This window comes from Nocardioides ultimimeridianus (assembly GCF_054777895.1).
In genome coordinates, this window is the sequence record NZ_BAAHAB010000017.1 from 164,858 (window position 1) to 186,980 (window position 22,123).

The following is a 22,123-nucleotide window of genomic DNA, read 5'->3' on the forward strand; positions in this document are numbered from 1 at the left end:
CGGGTCACCGCAGGCCCGGGTAGCCTCCGATCCGTGCCTCGCGTCGTCGTCCTCACCGGTGCCGGCATCTCCGCGGAGTCGGGGGTGCCGACGTTCCGTGACTCCGACGGTCTCTGGGAGGGCCACCACGTCGAGGACGTCGCCACCCCGGAGGGGTTCGCGCGCGACCCGGAGACGGTGCAGCGCTTCTACGACGAGCGGCGCGCCGCCATGGAGCTGGTCGAGCCGAACGCCGCGCACCTCGCGCTGGCCAGGCTCGGCGAGGCGATCGGCGACGACCTGGTGCTGGTCACCCAGAACATCGACGACCTGCACGAGCGGGCCGGTTCGGTCGGCGTGATCCACATGCACGGCGAGGCCTACAAGGCGCTCTGCACCGAGTGCCGTCACCGCTACCCGTGGCGCACGACGCTGGTCGACGAGCCGCCGTGCCCGGGCTGCGGGCAGCGCGCGCTGCGACCGGATGTCGTGTGGTTCGGCGAGATGCCGTACGAGATGAGCCGGATCGAGGCCGAGCTCTCGCGGGCCGAGCTGTTCGTGTCGATCGGCACGTCCGGCGCGGTGTACCCCGCCGCCGGCTTCGTCCAGCAGGCGCGGCGGTACGGCGCCCGCACCCTCGAGCTCAACCTCGAGCCGAGCGAGGGCAGCTTCTTCTTCCACGAGGCGCGGCAAGGTCGCGCCGGGGACCTGGTGCCCGTCTGGGTGGACGAGCTGCTCGGCTGAGAGCCTGTCGATCGGCGGTCAGGCCCGCGCGATCTCCTCGTCGAGGATCCGGGTGAGGCGATCGCGCTCGGCGTCCAGGCCCAGCGGGGCGAGCCAGTCCAGCAGCGTGGCGCGGAAGAGTGCGCCCGACGCGATCACGCGCGGGTCGCAGTGGCCGGTCGACTCGAGGGTGACCACGCCGTACAGGGCCGACCAGGACCGCATGTAGATCCACAGCAGGCCGCGGTCCTCGGGCGCGATGTGCTCGGTGGTGGCGGGGATGAGGGGGTCGAGCACGGCCTCGCGCACCACGTCCTCGAGCTCGTCCAGGGCGGGGAACGGGAACTGGTAGAGCTCCCAGATCCGGTAGAGCAGGTCGGTGAAGTAGTTGCCCGACGTCGACACGGTGAGCATCTCCCGCCGCTTCGACTCCAGGGTCGCGATCGGGTTGGCGAAGACCAGTCGGAACTCGGCCGGCTTGGCCAGGGCCCACCGGCGGAAGGCGCAGCAGGCGATGCACAGCTGGGCCGCTGCGTCGTGCTCGGGGGCGCGGGCGGCCTCCCGCTGCCACTCGAGGGTCGCCGCCTTGTCGAGCTCGAACGCGACGAGGTCGATGAGCTCCTGGTAGTTCGCCACGTAGCGGTACAGCGCCGGCGCGGTCATGCCCATCCGTCCGGCGACCGCCCGGAGCGACAGGTCCGCGCCCTCGGCCAGCAGTTCGGCCGACACGCGCACGATCTCGTCGTACGTCGCCTCGCGCTGGCGCTCCCGTCGGGTGGGCGGAGCCTGCAGGTGCGGCATCGAGGTCCTTTCGCGGCGGGTGGTCGGAGTCTAGGTGCGATCACACCAGTGAACACTTGACTACCGCAGTTTACACCGTTTACCGTTAACGCCGTTAACCATGCTGATGGTGTGTCACTGGAACGAGATGGGGATCGAGATGATCGAGCGTTGGGCCGGCGTCGTCGTACGTCGCGGAGTCGTCGTGCTCCTGGTGGGGCTGATCCTGACCGCGGCCGCCGCGGTCGCCGGGACCGGCCTGGAGAGCAAGCTGTCCGCCGGAGGGTTCGACGATCCCTCCAGCCAGTCCGCCAAGGAGCTCGACCTCGAGCGCGCGACCTTCGGCAACCGTTCGGTCGACGTGGTCGCGATCTTCACCGACGAGGACGCGGTGGTGTCCAGCCCGGAGTTCCGGGCCGCCGTGCAGGCGACGCTGAGCCGGATCCCGGCCGACGACGTCACCGCCGTGGCGAGCTACTACCGCACCCACGACCCGGCGATGGTCAGCCGTGACCGGCACGCGACCGCCGTCTACATCTCGCTGGCGGGCACCGACCAGAACAGCTTCATGGACAGCTTCCACGCCATCAAGCCCTACCTCGAGGACAGCACGCTCGACGTCGACCTCGCCGGCTCGTACGCGGTGTACGACGACGTCAACCACGCCACGAAGACCGACCTGGCGCGTGCCGAGCTGATCTCGCTGCCGTTCGTGCTGCTGCTGTCGCTGATCATCTTCCGCAGCATGGTCGCCGCGCTGATGCCCCTGCTGGTCGGCATCGTCGCCGTGCTCGGCGCCCGCGCGGTCATCGCCGGCCTCAACAGCCTGGTGTCCGTCTCGATCTTCGCCCCCAACATCATCACCCTGATCGGCCTGGGCCTGGCGATCGACTACGCGCTCTTCGTGGTCTCCCGCTTCCGCGAGGAGGTGGCCCGCACCCCCGCCGACACCAACGGCGCGCTGCTGCGCACGATGGCCACGGCCGGGCGCACGGTGATGTTCTCGGCGCTCACGGTCGCGGCCTCGATGAGCTCGCTGCTGGTGTTCCCGCAGACCTTCCTCAAGTCGATCGGGTACGGCGGCATCGCGGCCGTCCTCGTCGCGATGCTGGCCGCCCTGACGGTGCTTCCCGCCACGCTGGCCCTGCTCGGCACCCGCATCGATGCCGGCCGGATCCCGTTCCTGAACCGGGCGGGAGCGGACCAGGCCGACGGCGGTGCCTGGGCCCGCCTGGGCAACGCGGTCATGCGCCGTCCCGTCCTGGTGGCCGCCGGTGTCGTGGTGATCCTGCTCGCCGTGGCATCGCCGTTCCTGGGTGTGCGCTGGGGCAGCGTCGACTACCGCGTGCTGCCGGCGAGCTCGGCCGCGCACCAGGCGACCGAGCGGCTGAACACCGAGTTCGGGGCCGAGCGCTCGATGGCGAACGTCATGGTCGAGGGCGCGCGTCCGGCCGAGCTGTCGGCGTACACGACCTCCCTGCGCAAGGTGGCCGGCGTGACCGACGTACGTCCCGTCGCCAGCAGCGACGGCGTCACCCTGGTGCGCGCCTCCTGGGACGGCAACGCCCAGGGCGGCGCCTCGCAGCAGGTCCTCAAGGACATCCGCGCCGTCACCGCCCCGGACGGCACCCGGGTCCTCGTCGGCGGCTCGACCGCGCAGACGGTGGATCTCGCCGCCTCCGTGAAGCACCACCTGCCGGTGATGGGCGGCATCGTCGTGGTGGTCATGCTGGCGCTGCTGTTCATCGCCTTCGGCTCGGTCGTCCTGCCGATCAAGGCGATCGTGATGAACGCCTTCTCGATCACGGCCGCCTTCGGCGTGGTGACGTTCATCTTCAGCGACGGCCACCTCTCCGGCCTGCTCGGCTTCACCCCCGCGGGCTTCCTCGACATGACCAACCCGATCGTGATGCTCGCGGTCCTGTTCGGTCTCTCGATGGACTACGAGGTGTTCCTCCTCAGCCGGATCCGCGAGGAGTGGGACCGCACCCGCGACCTCGGCCTCAGCCCCGGCGAGCGCAACGCGCGCGCCGTCGCCGTCGGCCTGCAGAAGTCCGGCCGGATCATCACCAGCGCGGCCCTGCTGCTCGCGGTCGTGATCGGCGCCTTCAGCCTCGGCACGGTGGTGTTCATGAAGATGATGGGCGTCGGCATGCTCGTCGCGGTGCTCGTGGATGCGACGGTCGTGCGTGCCCTGCTGGTCCCGGCGACCATGAAGCTGCTCGGCGGCCTGAACTGGTGGGCGCCGGCCCCGCTGGCCCGGTGGTGGGAGCGGTACGGGTTCCGCGAGGAGTCCGCGGCCGAGGACGACCGGGAGCTGCAGCCGGTCTAGACCGACGAGAAAGTCCATCTAGCCCGGATCGGACGCGGGGCTGGCACATAATCGAGCTGTGCCAGCCTCCCGCGTCATCCACGTCGGGGCGATCGACAACCACCCGGTCGTCCTCGAAGGGGTGCGTGCCGCCCTCGGCCGGGTGGCCGACGACCTCGAGCTGGTCGCGATCGCGGCCTCGGCCGACGAGCTGCTCGCCGGCGACGTCGTGCCGGACGTGGTGCTGCTCGATCTCCACATCCCCGGCGAGCCACCGGCCGAGGAGACCGTGGTCCGGCTGCTCGCCGCCGGGTGCGTGGTGCTGCTGTTCACGGCCGAGGAGCGTCCGGTGCCGGTACGCCGCGCCATCCAGGCCGGGGCCGCCGGCCTGGTCCTCAAGGTCGACCCGATCGAGAGCCTGGCCCAGGCGATCCGGGACGCGGCGGCCGGGCAGGTCGCGTGCTCCGGGCCGCTCGCCTCGATGCTGCTCACCGACGAGCACCTCGGGACCCGCCTCTCCCAGCGCCAGATCGAGATCCTGCAGGCGGTCAGCCAGGGCCTGCCCTACCGGCTGGTCGCCCGCCAGCTCGGGATCGGCGAGGCCACGGTGCGCGAGCATCTCGCCCGCGCGGCCGAGGCCTACCGCGTCGGCGGTGTGGACCCGGGCAACGTGCACGGCCTGATCACCCGGGCCCGCCAGGAGGGCCACCTCACGGAGTGACGGAGGGCCCGGCCGTCGCGTTGATGACGGTCGCGTCCGCGTCCTCCACCAGCTCCCACCCGAGCCGGCTGACGCTGGCCCGCAGCGGAGCCGCGCGCGGCCCGACGATGCCCGGCACCACCACGATCGAGGCCCGGCCGGCCGACGTCGCGAGGGTGACGCGCTGGGCAGTCGTACCGTCCAGCGCGCGGAGCACTCCGGCGAGCGCATCGCTCGCGAACGGCTCCTCGCGGATCGACGTCTCCGCCGAGGCCCCGCGCCTGCGCAGGTCGTCGAGCGCGTCGCGCAGCCGGGCGTGCGCCGGTCCCGGCAGATAGAGGCAGTCCCGTACGGCGTGGGCCAGCCGCCCGACCTCCGGGCCGAGCACCTGGCCCCGCGCGCCGGCGAGGAGCGTCGCCACCACCCCGTCGTGCCGAGCCCCGAGGACCTGGCGGGTCGCGGCGGCCCGGGCAGCAGCCGCGTCCAGCCAGGCGGCGTCGTCGACGACCCGTCCCGCGCGCCGGCAGATCAGCGCGATGGTGCCGACGAAGAGCGCGTTGAGCGGCTGCACGAGCAGCAGGTGCGGAAGCACCGAGTCGGGCAGATGGTCATGGTGGGCCACGTCCGCGATGACGAGCGCGTTCGGGAGCAGCATCAGGACGGTGACCCGGATCGACTGCTGCCACGCGGCGACGAGTGCCGGCAGTGCGGTCGACTCGATGATCCAGGACTCGAGCCCGCCCAGTCCCGCCGGCGACACGGTGGGGAGGACAAGCGCGAGGATCGCGGTGGTCGCCAGCGTCGTCAGGCAGATGCCCCACCACGCCACCGGCCCGCGGCGCATCTGGAGCAGCAGGGCCGCCACGATGCCGACGACAGCGGCGAAGCCGCCGTACGTCGCCGGTTGCGGACCGCTGTTCACGGCCAGGAAGACCGCCGTCGCGAGGTAGCCGGCGCTGAGCGCGGCGACCGGACCCAGCGCGGGACCTGCCGGATCGCCCAGCGCAAGCCGGATCAGCCGGTCGTTGTCGCGGGTCCAGCCGATCAGGCGGGCGAGCGGTGGTCCGGTCTGCCAGCCGATCTCGACGGTCGTCCCGCCGCCCGGGCTGCTGACGATGTGGGCGGTGCCGCCGACGGCCCGCACCCGTTCCGTGACCGCGATCCGCAGGCCGACGCCGGTGGCGCCGTCGAACCCGCGACCGTGGTCGACGACCGTGATCCGGATCCGGCCGGGCAGCCGGCTGACGTGCACCTCGGCGGTGCGCTGCCCGCTGTGCCGCGCCACGTTGCGCAGGGCCTCGCGCACCGCGCTGCGCAGAGCCCGGTTGACGGCCTCGGGCATCCGCACCGTGGGCCCGGTGGTCGACACCGTCACGTCGAGCCCCGTCCCCGCGGCCAGCTCGAGGATCTGCTCCCGCGCACCCTGATCGCGCGGTGTCTCGGGCCGGGTGCCCATCGCCTCCAGGCCGAGGCCGGCCGCCGCCCGGGTGGCCGGGGTGCTCTCGCCGACCGCGAGCGCGATGAGGGCCGGGATCACGTCGTCGTGCAGGGCCGACGTCGCCTCGATCTCGGCGCGCGTGGGCTCCTCCAGCGTGGTGCGGTGGCTGCGCAGCGTGGCCGCCGCGTGCTCCCACGCCGACCGGACCTGGTGGACCAGGACGACGACGCCGATGACGGTGCCCGAGATGAACAGGGCCTCCTGGGCGCCGTACCGCAGACCGATCGTGCCGCCCGTGGTCCAGCGCAGGCCCACGAACAGCGCGTCCAGGGCGACGATCAGCAGCGCCGGGTGACGGCGGGTGAGGACGGCCAGCAGCATCGGCTCGACCAGGTGCAGGATCGGCGAGTCCGCGGCGCCCGGCAGCGGCACGTGGTCGCGCGGGAGGACCGATCCTGCGATCAGCGCCAGCGTGGCCAGCGCGACGGCGGTCGAGCCGGCGCGCCCCAGGATGCAGAGCAGGGCGGCGGTCCCGACGCAGACCACCACGACCGCGGCGAGGCCGAGCACCTCGGTCGTGCGGTCCGTCCGGGACGCGATCTCGAACCCGAACACGACCGTCTTGGCGGCGATGACGACGCCGACGACGAGCTGCAGCCCGCGCTCCAGCGAGCGGTCGAAGGCGGGCTCCCGGAGCGGGGTGTCCGCGCGTCGTGACCGCATCCTCGCAAGGCTAGGGCCGAGGAGCGTCCCGCGTCCGGCGTACGCCGAAGAGTGCGACTCCGCTGTCCCCACATCCGTGGACTGCCCTGACCGGTGGGCGCGGGCTTGGATGACCCTGGGCCCGTGTTGTGGGGATGCGGCCCGTCCGGGCGGACGTCCCGCCTGCTGGCTGGTTCCCGTTCTGGGGGGCTGGAACCCGGCAGCGTGCGGGACGACCCTCGGACCCCGGCAGGCATGAAGCCCCGCGGCTCGGGTAGGAAGGTCGGCGTGACGTCCCCGCCAGGCTTCCCGGTCGCCGGTGCCCGCATCGGACGCTTCCTGCTGCTCGAGCAGATCGGGCTGGGCGGCATGGGCATCGTGTTCCGCGCCCGCGAGGAGAACCTCGGCCGCGACGTCGCGCTGAAGGTGATCGCCCCGCTCTACGCCCACGACCCGGAGTTCCGCGAGCGGTTCACCCGCGAGGCGCAGGCGCAGGCGTCGCTCGAGTCGGCCCACGTCGTGGCCGTCTACGCGCACGGCGAGGAGGACGGCTACCTCTATCTGGCCAGCCAGCTCATCCCCGACGGCGACCTCGGCGCGCTGATCAACCGCGCCGGCGTACCGCCCCTCGCGGATGCGCTGGACGTCATCGAGCAGACCGCGAGCGGCCTGTACGACGCGCACAACGCGGGCCTGGTGCACCGCGACATCAAGCCCGGCAACGTGCTGGTGCGGCTGCGCGACCACGGCGTGCGCGCCTACCTGTGCGACTTCGGCATCGCGCGGCGGATGAACGCCGCCGCCACGCGGCTGAGCCGGTCGGGGGTCGGCACGCCCAACTACATGGCCCCCGAGCTGCACGCGGGCGCCCCCGCGGGCGTGGCCACCGACATCTACTCGCTGGGCTGCGTGCTGTGGGCCGCGGCGACCGGCACCACGCCGTACGCCGGCGACACCGAGTACCAGATCATCAACGGCCACCTGCACGAGCCGCCGCCGCAGCTGCCCGGTGCGGACGCGATGACCCAGGCCACCAACCGGATCCTCCGGATCGCGCTGGCCAAGGCACCGGCCGCCCGCTACGCATCGGCCGCCGCGATGCGCGACGACCTCCAGGCGGCGCTGCGGATGCCGGCGCCGCGGACCGCGCCGATCCGCACGATGCTGCGCGGTGCCGACGTACCGCCGCCCACGCCGACGCCCACCCCGGCTCCGCCGCAGCCGCCGCCTCCCGCGCGGCCCGTCGCGGCCCCCTCGACACTGCCCGGCCCGGCCTCGTCGCGGCCGCGGCGCCGGCTGTGGTGGGCGCTCGCCGGGCTGGGTGCGGTCGTCGCCGTCGGCGGAGGGACGGCGGCGGCCCTGCTGACGGGGAGCGATCCGGCACCGCCGACCGACGGCTTCGCCGACCAGGCGCCGCGCGCCATCGTCATCGCCTCCGACAAAGAGATGTCGGTCCTCAACTCGGCGCGGGTGACCGGCGACGTGGCGACCAGCAAGTACGGGAAGCTGCGGGTCGACATGATCGCGACCGGCGACGGCGACTGCACCGGCTCGATGACCCAGCAGGACGGCGGCAGCGCGCAGATCATCGCGGTCGGCACGGACTTCTACCTCAAGCCGAACGCCAAGTTCCTCGAGGGCGACGACCCCGGCTCGGCGGACGCGCTGCTGCGCCTGGTCGGCGACAAGTGGCTGCTGATGAACAGCCTGCGCGGCACCTTCGACGACGTCTGCGACCTCGACAAGCTGCTCGAGCGCGACGGCCGCGAGAACGCCACCGACACCAACGAGGGCATCGTCCGGATCAACGGCGAGGACGCGGTCAAGGTGCGCGAGGAGGACAACAGCAGCACCGCTTGGGACATCGTCTACGTGCGGGTCGCGGAGCCGCACTACATGGTCCGCACGACCGACGACCAGAACGACACCTTCACGTTCTCCGAGTTCGACCAGGAGTCCGCGATCACCGCTCCGCGCAAGGGCGAATTCATAGATCTGGACAAGCTCTTGAGGCGCCTGCACAACGGTGGATAGCGCGGTTCGCAGGCCCGCTACCGGCCGGTAGAGTGCGCCGCATGAGCATGAAGCGTGACATCTACGACGAGGACCACGAGGCTTTCCGCGAGTCGGCGCGGACCTGGATCGAGCGGTCCGTCCTGCCGCACACCGACGAGCACATCGCGGCCAAGTCGCTGCCGCGCGAGTTCTGGCTCGACGCCGGCAAGAACGGCATGCTCGGCCTGCAGATCCCCGAGGAGTACGGCGGCTCCGACGCCGGCGACTACCGCTTCCAGGCGATCCTCCAGGAGGAGCTGGCCCGGGTCGGGGCGGCGTACCCGACCTGCCACGGGATCCACTCCGACATCACCGTGCCCTACATCGTGGAGCTCGGCACCGATGAGCAGAAGCAGCGCTGGCTGCCCGGCTGCGCCTCGGGCGAGATCCTCACCGGCATCGGCATGACCGAGCCGTCGGGCGGCTCGGACCTCGCCGCGCTGAAGACCACGGCCGTCCGCGACGGCGACGAGTGGGTCATCAACGGCTCGAAGACCTTCATCACCAACGGCTACTCCGGCGACCTGTTCATCACCGCCGTCCGCACCGACCCGGAGAAGGGCCCGAAGGGCATCACCCTGTTCGGGATCGAGGCGACCAAGGAGGGCTTCAGCCGCGGCCGCAAGCTCGACAAGGTCGGCATGGAGGAGTCCGACACCGCCGAGCTGTTCTTCGAGAACGTGCGGGTCACCGACGCCGAGATCGTCGGCGAGCTCAACATGGGCTTCATCCACATGATGCAGAAGCTGCCGCAGGAGCGGCTCGGCTGTGCGGTCGCCAACGTCGCGCACGCCAAGCAGATCCTGGTCGAGACCCTGCAGTACACCAAGGAGCGCCAGGCCTTCGGCGCCCCGATCGGCACCTTCCAGCACAACAAGTTCCTGCTGGCCGAGCTGTTCACCAAGATCGAGGTCGCCGAGGCCTACATGGACAAGTGCGTGGCCGCGCACGCGAACAAGCAGCTCACCGCCGTCGAGGCCGCCAAGGCCAAGTGGTACTCCTCGCAGGTGCAGTCCGAGGTCCTCGACCACTGCGTGCAGCTGCACGGCGGCTACGGCTTCATGAACGAGTACCGCGTGGCCCGCGCCTGGCGCGACGCCCGCGTCACCAAGATCTGGGCCGGCTCGAACGAGATCATGAAGGAGCTCATCGGCCGCGAGCTCGGTCTGTAGCGAGCCGCCTGCGCGTCGTACCTGATCGGATGGCCCCGGATCCTGCGGATCCGGGGCCATTTCGTCAGGTACGACTGACGGGCAGCCCAGCCTCACCTTTGTTGCGAGCGGTCACGGCGCCAGGAACGATGGAGGGCATGGTGGCAACCGAAGAGATCGTCCACGAGCACGGTGACACCGAGGGCCTCAGCAACCGGCTGAACTGGCTGCGGGCCGGTGTCCTCGGCGCCAACGACGGCATCGTGTCGACGGCCGGCATCGTGATGGGTGTCGCCGGCGCGACCAACGACCGCTCCGCGATCCTCATCGCCGGGGTCGCGGCCCTCGTGGCCGGAGCGCTGTCGATGGCGGCGGGGGAGTACGTCTCGGTCTCCACCCAGCGTGACGCCGAGCTGTCGCTGATCGAGAAGGAGCGGCACGACCTGGCGCGGATGCCGGAGGAGGAGCTCGACCACCTCACCGAGATCCTCGAGGGCAAGGGCCTGTCCCACGAGGTCGCGCGCGAGGCCGCCGAGCAGCTCACGGAGAAGGACGTCCTGCGCGCCCACGCCGAGTTTGAGTTCGGCATCGACCTCGACGACGTCACCAATCCCTGGAACGCCGCACTCGCGTCGATGGTGTCGTTCTCGATCGGTGCGCTGCTGCCGCTGCTCACGATCCTGCTCCCCTCGCCCGAGCGCTTCTTCGTCACCGGCATCGCGGTCGCCGTCGCGCTGGCGTTCACCGGCTTCTTCTCGGCCAAGCTCGGCTACGCGCGACCGCTGCCCGCGGTGATCCGCAACGTCCTCGGCGGGGTCTTCGCGATGGCGGTGACCCTCACGATCGGCAGCCTGCTCGGCACCCGGGTGGGCTGAGTGGGCCTCCGCGTCTTCGCCGCCGTCGTACCTCCCGAGGACGTCGTCGAGCACCTCGACCACTTCCTGGACCCGCGGCGCGACACGGACGACGGGCTGCGCTGGACGCGGCCCGAGCATCTCCACATCACGCTCGCGTTCATGGAGTCGGTCGAGCAGCACCTGGTCGACCCGTACGTCGACCGGCTGGCCGACGGCCTGAGCGGTACGCCGATCCCCGACCTCCGCCTCGGCGGCGCCGTCGCGTTCCCCGACGTGGCCAGCGCCCGGGCCCTCGCGCTCGGTGTGCGGCCGGTCAGTGAGGCGGCCGACGTCGTGCTCGAGCGGATGGCGGGCCGTGCCCGCAACGCCGCGGTCGTCTCCGGCGTCGAGGTCGACGGCGGCCGCTTCCGCCCGCACCTGACCGTCGCCCGGCTTCGGCAGAAGGCCGACGTGAGCCGGTGGGTCCACGTCCTCGACACCTATGACGGCCCGTCGTGGCCGGTCTACGAGGTCGCGGTGATCGCCTCGCACCTGGGCGAGGGCCCGAACCGCACGCCCCGCTACGAGACGCTGGCCGAGATCCCCCTCTGACGGGGTCGTGCCAGCACCCTTGTCGTGCCGGTTTTGGCGGCCCTACGCTCGCCTCGCCGGCCGCTGACGCGCCGCCGAACAGGGGGTAGTCATGACCGACGAAGCCATCGCACCGCCGCTGCACCCGACGAGGGGGCTGATGCGGGGTGTCGAGCAGTTCCTGAACGACCGGGTCGGGTTCGTCGCCTCGACCCGCGCGACCGGGCCCGTCGTACGGCTGGAGGTCGGGCCGCCGGTGCTGCGCAACTCGATCTACCTCGTCCACACCGCCGCCGCGGCCGAGGTGGTGTTCAGCGCGAAGACCGCACCGAACTTCCGCAAGGACAACACCCTCTACCAGGAGTTCCGCCAGGTGCTCGGCGACGGCATCCTCACCGCGCAGGACGAGGACTGGCTGCGGCAGAAGCGCTTCGTCCAGCCGATCTTCACCAGGGCGCGCGTGGACGGCTACCTGCAGATCATGCTCGAGGAGATCGAGGCGCTCGCCGTCCAGTGGCGGTCCGCGGAGGAGGTCGAGCTGCACGCGGCGATGACGCACCTGACGTTGCGCATCGTCGGCCGGGTGCTCTTCGGCGAGGAGCTCGACGAGCTCGAGCGGGTCATCGCCTCCGAGTTCCCGGTCGCGCAGCGGGGGATCCTCAAGCGCGCCGCGTTCGGGGGCAAGCTCCCGCTGTCGTGGCCGCTGCGCATCAACCGGGACACCCGCTCGGCCCAGCAGGGTCTGTACGACGTCGTCGACCGCATCATCGCGCTGCGCCGCTCGACCGGCGAGCTGGGCGACGACCTCATCTCGCTGCTGCTCAGCGCCCGTGACGGCGAGGAGCGGCTCAGCGACTCCGAGGTGCGCGACCAGATCCTGATCTTCCTGCTGGCCGGTCACGAGACCACGTCGTCCGCGCTGACCTTCGCCTTCCACCTGCTGGGCCGGCACCCGGAGGTCCAGCAGCAGGTGCGCGACGAGGTGCGGGCCGTCGGAGGCGGCGCCGGGCTCACGCCCGCGCAGGTCCACGCGGAGCTGCCCATCGCGACGGCGGTCCTGCAGGAGGCCATGCGGCTCTACCCGTCGGCGCCGTTCGTCGGCCGGCGTCTCAGCGAGGACGCGGTGGTCGACGGCTACGCGATCCCGGCGGGCGCGGACATCGCCGCCTCGATCTGGTCGATCCACCACGATCCGGACCTGTGGCCCGAGCCCGACGAGTTCCGTCCCGAGCGGTTCCTCGGAGGCGCTCCGGTCGGGCGGTACGCCTGGATGCCCTTCGGTGCCGGCCCGCGTGCCTGCATCGGCCAGCACTTCTCGATGCTCGAGTCGGTGGCCGCCGTCGCGATGCTCGTCGGCGAGTTCGAGATCGAGTCGCGGATCGCCTCGGACCGGGTCGCGGTGAACTCGGCCATCACGCTGTTCCCGACCGAGCCGGTGCGCGCCGGCATCGCGAGGCGTCGCATGTGAACGTTCGAGACGTCACGAATGACCCACCGAGACGTCACAAATGACCGAGACCGCGGTGGGATCCACCGCGGTCTCGGTTCACTTGTGACGTCTCGAGGGTGCAGACGTGACGCCTCGCGAGGCGATCAGCCGAGTGCTCGAACGATGTCCTCGACCCGGTCCTTCGCGTCGCCGAACAGCATCTGGCTGTTGTCGCGGAAGAACAGCGGGTTCTGGACGCCGGCGTACCCGGTGGCCATGGAGCGCTTGAAGACGATGACGTCCTTGGCGTTCCAGACCTCGAGCACCGGCATGCCGGCGATCGGGGACGACGGGTCCTCGGCCGCGGCCGGGTTGACGGTGTCATTGGCACCGATCACCAGGACGACGTCGGTCTCGGGGAAGTCCTCGTTGATCTCGTCCATCTCGAGCACGATGTCGTAGGGGACCTTGGCCTCGGCCAGCAGCACGTTCATGTGGCCGGGCAGGCGACCCGCGACCGGGTGGATGCCGAACCGTACGTCGATGCCCTTGGCGCGCAGCTTGGCGGTCATGTCGGCGACCGGGTACTGCGCCTGCGCCACGGCCATGCCGTAGCCCGGAGTGATGACGACCGACTTGGCGTTGGCCAGCAGGTCGGCGGCGCCCTCGGCGTCGATCTCGCGGTGCTCGCCGTAGTCGACCGCGTCGCCGGACGGCGCCTCGATGCCGAAGCCGCCCGCGATCACGGAGATGAACGAGCGGTTCATCGCCTTGCACATGATGTAGGACAGGTACGCACCGGAGGACCCGACGAGCGCGCCGGTGACGATCAGCAGGTCGTTGTTGAGCAGGAAGCCCGCGGCCGCGGCGGCCCAACCGGAGTAGCTGTTGAGCATGGACACCACGACCGGCATGTCGCCGCCGCCGATGGAGGCGACCAGGTGCCAGCCCAGGAACAGCGCCAGCGCGGTCAGCACGCCGAGGATGATCCCCTGCGTGCCGTGGTCGCTGGTGACGACGTACACGACGGTGAGGATGGCGAAGACGACCAGCGAGCCGAGGTTGATGAAGTTCTTGCCGGGCAGCATGAGCGGCGCCGACTTCATCCGTGCCGACAGCTTCAGGTTGGCGACGATCGAGCCGGTGAAGGTGACCGCACCGATGAAGATGCCGATGGAGACCTCGGCCGCGTGGATGTTGTTCAGGCTGGCGAGGCTGTACGACGCCCCCTCCAGGTGACCGTTCCAGCCGATGAGGACCGCGGCCAGACCCACGAACGAGTGCAGCATCGCGATGAGCTCCGGCATGCCGGTCATCTCGACGATCTTGGCCCGCCAGAGCCCGATCGCGGCACCGATGACGACGGCCGCGAACATCAGGATCAGGGTCAGGGCGCGCTGGTCGACGTACTCGGAGTCCTTGATGACCGAGGCGAGCGTGGCGACGAGCGCGATGGCCATGCCGACCATGCCGTAGGTGAGGCCGCTCTTGGCGGACTCGTGCTTGGAGAGCCCGGCGAGGGACAGGATGAAGAGCAGCGACGAGACGATGAACGCCGCGCTGGAGATGGAGGTGATGTCCATGATCAGTGCCCCTTGCTGAACATCGCGAGCATGCGACGGGTGACCGCGAAGCCACCGAAGATGTTGATGGACGCGAGCAGCACGCCGAGCGTGGCGACGATGCGGATCGTCGCGTCGTTGGTGTCGAGCTCGATGAGCGCGCCGACGACGACGACGCCGGAGATCGCGTTGGTGACCGACATCAGCGGCGTGTGCAGCGCGTGCGCCACCTTGCCGATGACGTAGTAGCCGATGACGATCGAGAGCATCAGCACCATGAAGTGGCGCGGGATGTCGCCGGGCGCGGTCGCGTTGACCAGCCAGAAGAGCGCGATCGCGGCGAGCACGATGCCGACCTTGGTGCCGGGCGCCATCGGCGCCTTCTCCGGCTTCGGCTCGGGCGCGGCGACCGGGGCCGCAGGAGCCGCGGAGACCTGCACCGGCGGCGGGGGCCACATGCCCTCGCCGTTGTGCACCACCGTGATGCCGCGCTGGACGACGTCGTCGAAGTCCAGCGTCAGCGCGCCGTCCTTCTCCGGGGTCAGCAGCTTGAGCAGGTTGACGATGTTGGTGCCGTACAGCTGCGACGTCTGTGCGGCCAGGCGGCCGGCGAGGTCGGTGTAGCCCAGGATCGTCACGCCGTTGTCGGTGACGACCTTCTGGTCGGCGACGGTGCCGGCGGCGTTGCCGCCGTTGGCGGCGGCCATGTCGACGATGACCGAGCCGCCGCGCATGCCGGCGACGGTCTCGGCGGTGATCAGCGACGGGGCCGGGCGTCCGGGGATCAGCGCCGTGGTGATGACGATGTCGGCGGCGCGCGCCTCCTCGTCGTACATCGCGGCGGTGGCGGCGACCTGGGCCTCGGTCATCTCCTTGGCGTAGCCGTCGGAGGAGACCTCCTGCTCCATCTCGACCGAGACGAAGCGGGCGCCCATGGACTCGACCTGCTCCGCGACCTCAGGGCGTACGTCGAAGGCGAACACCTCCGCGCCCATCGCGGACGCGGCACCGATCGCGGCCAGGCCGGCGACACCGGCACCGACCACGAAGACGCGCGCGGGCGGGATCTTGCCGGCCGCGGTGACCTGGCCGGTGAACATCCGGCCGAACTCGTGGGCGGCCTCGACGACCGCGCGGTAGCCCGCGACGTTCGCCATCGAGGACAGCACGTCCATCGACTGCGCGCGCGAGATGCGCGGCACGGCGTCCATGGCCAGCGCGGTCACGCCCTGCGCCTCGAGCTTCGAGACGAGCTCCGGCGAGCGGGCGGGGGCCATGATCGAGATGACCGTGGCGCCCTGGCGAAGCCGGGCGATCTCCTCGTCGGTGGGGGCGTTGACCTTCACGACGACGTCGGCGGCCCACACCTCCTCCGAGGTGCCGACACGGATGTCGGCCGCCTGGAACGCGCTGTCCGGCTGGTCGGCAGCGTCTCCGGCGCCCGACTCGACGATGACGTCGTAGCCGAGGCCCTTGAGCTGGGTCGCTGTTTTCGCGGTCGCGGCGACGAGGGTCTCGCCGGCCTTCGACTCACGGGGGATGCCGATGAGCACCGATTCCTCCTGGTGGCAGGGGCACAAGTGCGCCTCAACCTACACAGGAGCACGCCTGTTGAGGACCCGTCTTACGTGTGACGTGAGCGCGTGAGCCAGGCCACATCTTGTTACCCGTGGGTCAGGGGACGGGTCACTGCGCGAGGCCATACAGCCGGTCGCCCGCGTCGCCCAGCCCGGGCACGATGTAGCCCTTGTCGTTGAGCCGCTCGTCCATCGCCGCGGTGACGACCGCGATCGGGATGTCGAGGTCGGCGAGCTCCTCCTCCAGCCGCGCGCAGCCCTCGGGCGCGGCGAGCAGGCAGAGCGCGGTGATGTGGTCGGCGCCGCGGTCGATGAGGAAGCGGATCGCCGCCGCCAGGGTGCCTCCGGTGGCGAGCATCGGGTCCAGCACGTAGCACTGGCGGCCGGTCAGGTCGTCGGGCAGCCGCTCGGCGTACGTCACGGCCTCGAGGGTCTCCTCGTTGCGGACCATGCCGAGGAACCCGACCTCGGCCGACGGCAGCAGCCGCATCATCCCGTCGAGCATGCCCAGGCCCGCCCGCAGGATCGGTACGACGAGCGGTCGCGGGTAGGACAGCTGGGTGCCCGTCGTCGTGGCGACCGGCGTGACCACCTCGGCCTCCTCGACGCGGACGTCGCGGGTGGCCTCGTAGGCCAGCAGCGTGACGAGCTCGTCGGTCAGCAGCCGGAAGGTCGGGCTGGGCGTCGACTGGTCGCGCAGGACGGTGAGCTTGTGGGCGACCAGGGGGTGGTCGACGACCTGGATCCGCATGCGGGCAACCCTATGCCTCCCGGTGTTTCCGGCGTGTTCCCGCTCTGCGCAGCCTGATCCGATGCCGAAAGCCTCTGGCCCGGGGGCGATCCCCGTGTCACTCTGGACACCAGCCGTGCAGTGTCCGATGCAGTACCGGTGCGTGGAGGAGGGCGTGGTGAGCGAGAAGTTCAGCGACGAGCTCGACTTCGCGGTCGCGGCGTACGTCGACGGCGGCGACTGGCACGTCGCCGAGATGATCCCCGAGCACCTGGCCGACGTCGAGGCGCTGAGCCACGCGCTGCGGCGCTTCCCCAGCGACTCCGGGGCGGTCGGGATGGTCGCGGTGGACGAGGACTTCTTCGTCATCGTCCGCGTCGACCCGCACGAGACGAGGGTCCTGCTGTCCGACGTCACCGCCGCCACGGACTGGGAGTTCGCGGCCTCGGTCGTGTCCTTCCTCGGCCTGCCGCTGCCGGAGGACGACGAGGACGAGCCCGAGCCGGCCGGCGACATGCACCTGCTCAGCGACCTCGGCGTCGACGCGGCCGCGCTGGCCGAGCTGCTCGACGACGACGAGGCCTATCCCGACGAGCTGCTCTCGGACGTGGCGCGGCTGCTGGGCTTCGGCGAGCGGTTCGACGACGTCGTGGGGCTCGCCTCGGCGTGAGGACCGCGGAGTGGGGCGGTCCCATGGGGATCGCGCTCGATGAGGCGCGCGCGGCGCTGGCGACCGGCGACGTACCGATCGGTGCGGTGGTGCTCTCGCCCGAGGGCGAGATCATCGGCACCGGCCACAACGTGCGCGAGGCCGACGCCGACCCCACCGGCCACGCCGAGGTCGTCGCCCTGCGCGCGGCCGCGCGGCACCGCGGCGAGTGGCGGCTCGAGGGCTGCACCCTCGTCGTCACCCTCGAGCCGTGCACCATGTGCGCCGGCGCCCTCGTGCTGGCGAGGGTCGAGCGCCTCGTCTTCGGGGCGTACGACGACAAGGCCGGCGCGGTCGGGTCGCTCTGGGACGTCGTCCGCGACCGGCGGCTGAACCACCGTCCCGAGGTGCTGGCGGGGGTGCGGGCCGAGGAGTCGGCCGCGCTGCTCGAGGAGTTCTTCGCGGCCCAGCGTCGGCTCAGCCCAGGGCCGCCGCCTCCGCGTCGCTGAACAGCCGCGACCGGATCAGGAACCGGACCCCCTCGGGCGCCTCGAGCGAGAAGCCCGCGCCGCGGCCCGGGACCACGTCGATGGTGAGGTGGGTGTGCGACCAGTACTCGAACTGGGCGCGCGACATCCACACCGGCACCGGCCGCTCCAGGCCGATGTCGAGGTCCCCGAGGTGGATGTCGGCCGCGCCCAGCAGGAACTCGCCGTCCGGGTAGCACATCGGCGCCGACCCGTCGCAGCAGCCGCCGGACTGGTGGAACATCACCGGACCGTGCGTGCCGACGAGGCGGCGGAGGAGCTCCGCCGCCTCGTCGGTGACCGCGACCCGATCGGGCATCAGAAGAAGCCCAGGGCGTTGTCGTCGTACGACACCAGCAGGTTCTTGGTCTGCTGGTAGTGGTCGAGCATCATCTTGTGGGTCTCGCGGCCGATGCCGGACTGCTTGTAGCCGCCGAAGGCCGCGTGGGCCGGGTAGGCGTGGTAGCAGTTGGTCCAGACGCGGCCGGCCTGGATCTCCTTGCCGGCGCGGAACGCCTGCGAGCCGTTGCGCGACCACACGCCGGCGCCGAGGCCGTAGAGGGTGTCGTTGGCGATCTTGAGGGCGTCGGCCTCCTCGTCGAAGCCGGTCAGCGAGACGACCGGGCCGAAGATCTCCTCCTGGAAGATCCGCATCGAGTTGTCGCCCTCGAAGACGGTGGGGCTGACGTAGTAGCCCTCGGCGAGGTCGCCACCGAGGATGTTGCGCTCGCCGCCGGTGAGGACCTTGGCGCCCTCCTCGCGGCCGATCTCCAGGTAGGACAGGATCTTCTGGAGCTGGTCGTTGCTGGCCTGCGCGCCGATCATCGTGGTGTCGTCGAGCGGGTTGCCCTGCTTGATCGCCTCGACGCGCTTGACGGCGTCGTGCACGAAGTCGGAGTAGATCGAGCGCTGCACGAGCGCGCGGGACGGGCAGGTGCAGACCTCGCCCTGGTTGAGGGCGAACATCGCGAAGCCCTCGAGCGCCTTGTCGTAGAAGGCGTCGCGCTGGTCGGCCACGGACTCGAAGAAGATGTTCGGGCTCTTGCCGCCGAGCTCGAGGGTGACCGGGATGATGTTCTGGCTGGCGTACTGCATGATCAGCCGCCCGGTCGTGGTCTCGCCGGTGAAGGCGACCTTGGCGACCCGGTTGCTGGAGGCCAGCGGCTTGCCGGCCTCGACGCCGAAGCCGTTGACGATGTTGAGGACACCGGCCGGCAGCAGGTCACCGACGAGCTCGATCAGCTTGAGGATCGACCACGGGGTCTGCTCGGCGGGCTTGAGGACCACGGCGTTGCCGGCGGCCAGGGCGGGCGCGAGCTTCCAGACCGCCATCAGGATCGGGAAGTTCCACGGGATGATCTGCGCGACGACGCCCAGCGGCTCGTGGAAGTGGTAGGCCACGGTGTTCTCGTCGATCTCGCCGAGGGTGCCCTCCTGGGCCCGCAGCGCGCCGGCGAAGTAGCGGAAGTGGTCCACGGCGAGCGGCAGGTCGGCGGCCAGGGTCTCGCGGACCGGCTTGCCGTTCTCCCAGGTCTCGGCGACGGCGAGGGCCGGCAGGTTGGCCTCCATCCGGTCGGCGATCTGGAGCAGGATGTTGGCGCGCTCGGTCACCGACGTCTTGCCCCAGGCGGGCGCGGCGGCGTGGGCGGCGTCGAGCGCGGCCTCGATGTCCTCGGCCGTGCCGCGGGCGATCTCGGTGAACGGCTTGCCGTTGACCGGCGAGATGTTCTCGAAGTACTGGCCCTTGATCGGGTCGGCCCACTGGCCGCCGATGAAGTGGCCGTAGCGGGACTGGACGGTGACGAGTGAGTCCGGCTGCCCGGGGGCTGCGTAGACGGTCATGCGAGGCTCCTGGAGGATCGGGGATCGGCCACCGTTCGTGACCGTGATCACACGCTAGGAATCGCCACGTTGCAGGCAGGTTGCGGCTACGCGAGCTCCCGGTCCAGACGGTCGAGCTGACCGTCGACGAGGGCACGCAGCGGCGAGGTGGCCGGTACGGCGCGGCGCTGGGCCTCCCACATCTCGTAGTCGTCGCGCCCCCAGGCGGACCGGGTCCATGCCGACATCAGGTCGGCCGCACCACTGCCGAGCACCGCGCGCCGCAGCATCGACTCGAGCTCGTCGCGCATCGCCACGACGCCGGGTGCGGTCGATCGGGGGAGCAGCGGACCGCCGTACGCCCGCATGGCCGCGCGGACGTCGCCGGCCGCCAGCTGTGCGGTCACGGCGAGCCAGTCGCCGGTGAGGCTGCTGGTGAGGCGGTAGGGGCGGGACGCGAGGAGCTCGTCGCCGAGCAGGTTGCGCAGCCGGTTGAGCTCGGCGCGCAGGGTGGACGACGCGGCCGACGGGCGGTCGTCCTCGTAGAGGAGGACGCCGAGCTCGTCGCCGCCCATCCCGCCCGGGGCCGCCGCGAGCAGCGCCATCAGCTCGCTGTGCCGGCGCGAGAGCCGCAGTCGGCTCACCTGGCCCAGGCCGGCGTCGACGGTGAGGATCGCCTCCGCGCGACCGAGCAGCTCCAGCACGAGGTGGACGCCGGATCCGGCCTGCCGTGCCGAGGTGGGCATCGTCGCGCGGGCCAGCTCGGCCTCCGCCAGCCGGGCGGCCGCCCGCAGCATGGCCATCGTCTGCGGCACGACGATCTTGTCGTCGCCGGTCACGTCGAGGACGCCGAGCAGCTGGGTGGTGCCGGGGTCGTGGATCGGCGTCGCGGCGCAGGACCAGCCGCGCACGGCGGAGCGGAAGTGCTCGGCTCGCGTGACGGTGGCCTCGCGGCCGGTGGCGAGGGTGAGCCCGGGGGCGTTGGTGCCGGCGATGCGCTCGTCCCAGTTGCTGCCCTCGACGAACCCGATCCGCTCGGCCTGCCGCAGCGTGGACGAGGAGCCGCAGACCCACAGCAGGTTGCCCTCGACGTCGGCCAGCGCCATCACTGCGCCGCAGTCGCGCACCGCCTGGCCGAGGACGTCGTCGAGCAGCGGGTAGACCCGGGCGAGCGGGTGCGCCTCGCGCCGGCCGCGCACGTCCGCGGTGTCGAGGGTGATCGGCGCCTCCGTGCGGTCGATCTCGACGCCGGCCGCCGCCGAGCGCTCCCACGACGCGGCGACGTCGGCGCGCATCGCGGGTCGTTCGGTGCTCATGGCTCCAGTAGACATCGGTGGCTCCGGGGCTGGCCAGGGTAGAAGGTCCGACCGTCCCTCCGGGAACGTTGCAACCACGTTGCAAGGTGACCTCGATTCGGAGCCGCCCGAGCCGCTCCGGTAATCTCAGCGACGGTGCTGTGTCCGAGCGGCCTAAGGAGAACGCCTCGAAAGCGTTTGTGGGCGCAAGTCCACCAAGGGTTCAAATCCCTTCAGCACCGCCACCACGACGAGACCCCGTCCGGAGCATCCGGGCGGGGTCTCGTGCGTTCCCGCCTCCGGCGCCTGCGCGATGCCCTAGCCTGCGGTTCGGCAGCGAGCGGGGGAGGGCGCAGACATGGACGAGCAGCCGACGGTGGGCATGCTCTGCCGCGCGTGCGGGCGGCAGGCAGACACTCCGGGCCAGGCGTTCTGCGCGTCATGCGGTACGCCGCTCGGCGTACCGCTCCCGGCGGTGGCGGTCCCGCCGACCCTGCTGCCACCCCCACCCCCGCCGCCGTCCTTCGCGCAGCCGCTCCCCGCCTACCAGCCCGCGCCACCGCGCCGGAGCAGGAAGCCGGTCGTCGCGGTCGTGGTGGCGATCGTGCTGCTGCTCGGCGCGGCGGTCGGCGGCGGCTGGATGCTCCTCGCGAGCGGCGGCTCCGACGGCACGACCACCAGCACGGGTACGCCGGTCGAGACGCAGCCCGCCACATCCGCATCCTCCGGGCCGAGCCCGGCACCGACCTCGGGCGCGACCTCGAGCACCTCCCCGCACGCCTGCTGGTACGGCGGCCCCACGACCGGGACCTGCCGGTGGCCCGCCGGCACGTCGGGCCTGCGCTGGGTGTTCCCCTCGGCGTGCGGCATCCGCGGTGCCGAGGGCGACAGCCGGCAGGCCGCGTCGTGGTGCCTCCCGCACTTCCACTACTCCGGGTGGGGCAACCACGCCCAGATGCTGCGCAACTACGCGCCCGAGTTCCTGCCCGGACGGCTGCCGGCGCCGGTCGCCGGCACCGTCGCCCGCCGGGTGGCGTCGCCGAACGCGTCGTACAAGGTCGTCGTCTACTACGTCGACGTGCGCGTGCCCTGGGACGTCACCGTGTACGCCGACAGCCGGGCCGACTACGAGCGGCTGGTGGCACAGATCCGGCTGCGGCCGGGACCGTAGTTCTCGTCGTCGATCGTGGCGTGCGCCACACGTTTGCCCGTCAGCGCAGCGAATCTGTGGGCAACCTGAGTAAAGAATCGTTGTAACAGGTAAAGA

At 71.4% G+C, this 22,123-nt stretch carries 19 protein-coding genes and 1 tRNA gene; 12 read left to right on the forward strand and 8 right to left on the reverse strand.

All coding sequences use genetic code 11. The features are described 5' to 3' along the window. The first annotated feature begins 33 nt into the window (after window positions 1-33). Window positions 34-723: an NAD-dependent deacylase gene (locus tag ACYU8V_RS16140; protein WP_460848792.1), complete on the forward strand. Its 690-nt coding sequence runs from the start codon at window positions 34-36 to the stop codon at window positions 721-723. Window positions 724-741: 18 nt separating this feature from the next. Here ACYU8V_RS16140 and ACYU8V_RS16145 read toward each other — a convergent pair whose 3' ends face one another. After that, window positions 742-1,503: a TetR/AcrR family transcriptional regulator gene (locus ACYU8V_RS16145; protein WP_460848793.1), complete on the reverse strand. Its 762-nt coding sequence runs from the start codon at window positions 1,501-1,503 to the stop codon at window positions 742-744. A 139-nt stretch (window positions 1,504-1,642) separates the two neighbouring features. Between ACYU8V_RS16145 and ACYU8V_RS16150 the strand changes: the two genes are divergently transcribed. Next, window positions 1,643-3,814, forward strand: a complete 2,172-nt coding sequence (locus tag ACYU8V_RS16150; protein WP_460848794.1) for an MMPL family transporter — start codon at window positions 1,643-1,645, stop codon at window positions 3,812-3,814. Window positions 3,815-3,872: 58 nt separating this feature from the next. After that, window positions 3,873-4,514 (forward strand): LuxR C-terminal-related transcriptional regulator, encoded by a 642-nt coding sequence (locus tag ACYU8V_RS16155; protein WP_460848795.1) that lies wholly within the window; start codon window positions 3,873-3,875, stop codon window positions 4,512-4,514. Here the strand turns inward: ACYU8V_RS16155 and ACYU8V_RS16160 are convergent. Further along, window positions 4,504-6,654: a sensor histidine kinase gene (locus tag ACYU8V_RS16160; protein ID WP_460848796.1), complete on the reverse strand. Its 2,151-nt coding sequence runs from the start codon at window positions 6,652-6,654 to the stop codon at window positions 4,504-4,506. The genes ACYU8V_RS16155 and ACYU8V_RS16160 overlap by 11 nt on opposite strands. A 267-nt stretch (window positions 6,655-6,921) precedes the next feature. On the opposite strand from ACYU8V_RS16160, the gene ACYU8V_RS16165 reads away from it, so the two are divergent. From ACYU8V_RS16165 to ACYU8V_RS16185, 5 genes are all read left to right on the forward strand, one after another. Then, window positions 6,922-8,667: a serine/threonine-protein kinase gene (locus tag ACYU8V_RS16165; RefSeq protein ID WP_460848798.1), complete on the forward strand. Its 1,746-nt coding sequence runs from the start codon at window positions 6,922-6,924 to the stop codon at window positions 8,665-8,667. A gap of 47 nt (window positions 8,668-8,714) precedes the next feature. Next, on the forward strand, window positions 8,715-9,860 hold the full coding sequence (locus ACYU8V_RS16170; RefSeq protein ID WP_460849002.1) for an acyl-CoA dehydrogenase family protein: 1,146 nt from the start codon (window positions 8,715-8,717) through the stop codon (window positions 9,858-9,860). Window positions 9,861-9,997: 137 nt separating this feature from the next. Continuing rightward, window positions 9,998-10,714 (forward strand): VIT1/CCC1 transporter family protein, encoded by a 717-nt coding sequence (locus ACYU8V_RS16175; RefSeq protein ID WP_460848799.1) that lies wholly within the window; start codon window positions 9,998-10,000, stop codon window positions 10,712-10,714. Then, complete coding sequence (gene thpR / locus ACYU8V_RS16180) at window positions 10,715-11,287, forward strand: RNA 2',3'-cyclic phosphodiesterase (RefSeq protein ID WP_460848800.1); 573 nt, start codon at window positions 10,715-10,717, stop codon at window positions 11,285-11,287. Between the two features lie 91 nt (window positions 11,288-11,378). Beyond that, complete coding sequence (locus ACYU8V_RS16185; RefSeq protein ID WP_460848801.1) at window positions 11,379-12,734, forward strand: cytochrome P450; 1,356 nt, start codon at window positions 11,379-11,381, stop codon at window positions 12,732-12,734. A gap of 125 nt (window positions 12,735-12,859) precedes the next feature. Here the strand turns inward: ACYU8V_RS16185 and pntB are convergent, their stop codons facing one another. The 3 genes from pntB to upp all read right to left on the reverse strand — a co-directional run bounded on the left by pntB (window position 12,860) and on the right by upp (window position 16,585). Next, window positions 12,860-14,278 (reverse strand): Re/Si-specific NAD(P)(+) transhydrogenase subunit beta, encoded by a 1,419-nt coding sequence (gene pntB / locus ACYU8V_RS16190; protein WP_460848803.1) that lies wholly within the window; start codon window positions 14,276-14,278, stop codon window positions 12,860-12,862. Between the two features lie 2 nt (window positions 14,279-14,280). Next, on the reverse strand, window positions 14,281-15,810 hold the full coding sequence (locus ACYU8V_RS16195; RefSeq protein ID WP_460848805.1) for a Re/Si-specific NAD(P)(+) transhydrogenase subunit alpha: 1,530 nt from the start codon (window positions 15,808-15,810) through the stop codon (window positions 14,281-14,283). 133 nt (window positions 15,811-15,943) lie between these two features. Continuing rightward, window positions 15,944-16,585 carry a uracil phosphoribosyltransferase gene (gene upp, locus ACYU8V_RS16200; protein WP_460848807.1) on the reverse strand — a complete coding sequence of 214 codons (642 nt, stop codon included), beginning with the start codon at window positions 16,583-16,585 and terminating at the stop codon, window positions 15,944-15,946. A gap of 157 nt (window positions 16,586-16,742) precedes the next feature. On the opposite strand from upp, the gene ACYU8V_RS16205 reads away from it, so the two are divergent. Beyond that, window positions 16,743-17,234, forward strand: coding sequence for a tRNA adenosine deaminase-associated protein (locus ACYU8V_RS16205; protein WP_460848808.1), 492 nt, complete (start codon window positions 16,743-16,745; stop codon window positions 17,232-17,234). Between the two features lie 23 nt (window positions 17,235-17,257). After that, a complete protein-coding gene (locus ACYU8V_RS16210; RefSeq protein ID WP_460848809.1) occupies window positions 17,258-17,722 on the forward strand; it encodes a nucleoside deaminase in 465 nt (154 codons plus the stop codon). Here ACYU8V_RS16210 and ACYU8V_RS16215 read toward each other — a convergent pair. The 3 genes from ACYU8V_RS16215 to ACYU8V_RS16225 form a co-directional block, all read right to left on the reverse strand. After that, window positions 17,691-18,059, reverse strand: coding sequence for a DUF779 domain-containing protein (locus tag ACYU8V_RS16215; protein WP_460848810.1), 369 nt, complete (start codon window positions 18,057-18,059; stop codon window positions 17,691-17,693). The genes ACYU8V_RS16210 and ACYU8V_RS16215 overlap by 32 nt on opposite strands. Further along, window positions 18,059-19,582: an acetaldehyde dehydrogenase ExaC gene (gene exaC / locus ACYU8V_RS16220; protein WP_460848812.1), complete on the reverse strand. Its 1,524-nt coding sequence runs from the start codon at window positions 19,580-19,582 to the stop codon at window positions 18,059-18,061. The genes ACYU8V_RS16215 and exaC overlap by 1 nt, the downstream gene beginning before the upstream one ends. Before the next feature lie 86 nt (window positions 19,583-19,668). Beyond that, window positions 19,669-20,877 carry a GAF domain-containing protein gene (locus ACYU8V_RS16225; protein ID WP_460848813.1) on the reverse strand — a complete coding sequence of 403 codons (1,209 nt, stop codon included), beginning with the start codon at window positions 20,875-20,877 and terminating at the stop codon, window positions 19,669-19,671. A 134-nt stretch (window positions 20,878-21,011) separates the two neighbouring features. Here ACYU8V_RS16225 and ACYU8V_RS16230 point away from each other — a divergent pair. Continuing rightward, a tRNA-Ser gene (locus ACYU8V_RS16230) sits at window positions 21,012-21,101 on the forward strand. A gap of 113 nt (window positions 21,102-21,214) precedes the next feature. Beyond that, window positions 21,215-22,027, forward strand: a complete 813-nt coding sequence (locus tag ACYU8V_RS16235) for a hypothetical protein (protein WP_460848814.1) — start codon at window positions 21,215-21,217, stop codon at window positions 22,025-22,027. Window positions 22,028-22,123 lie beyond the last annotated feature (96 nt).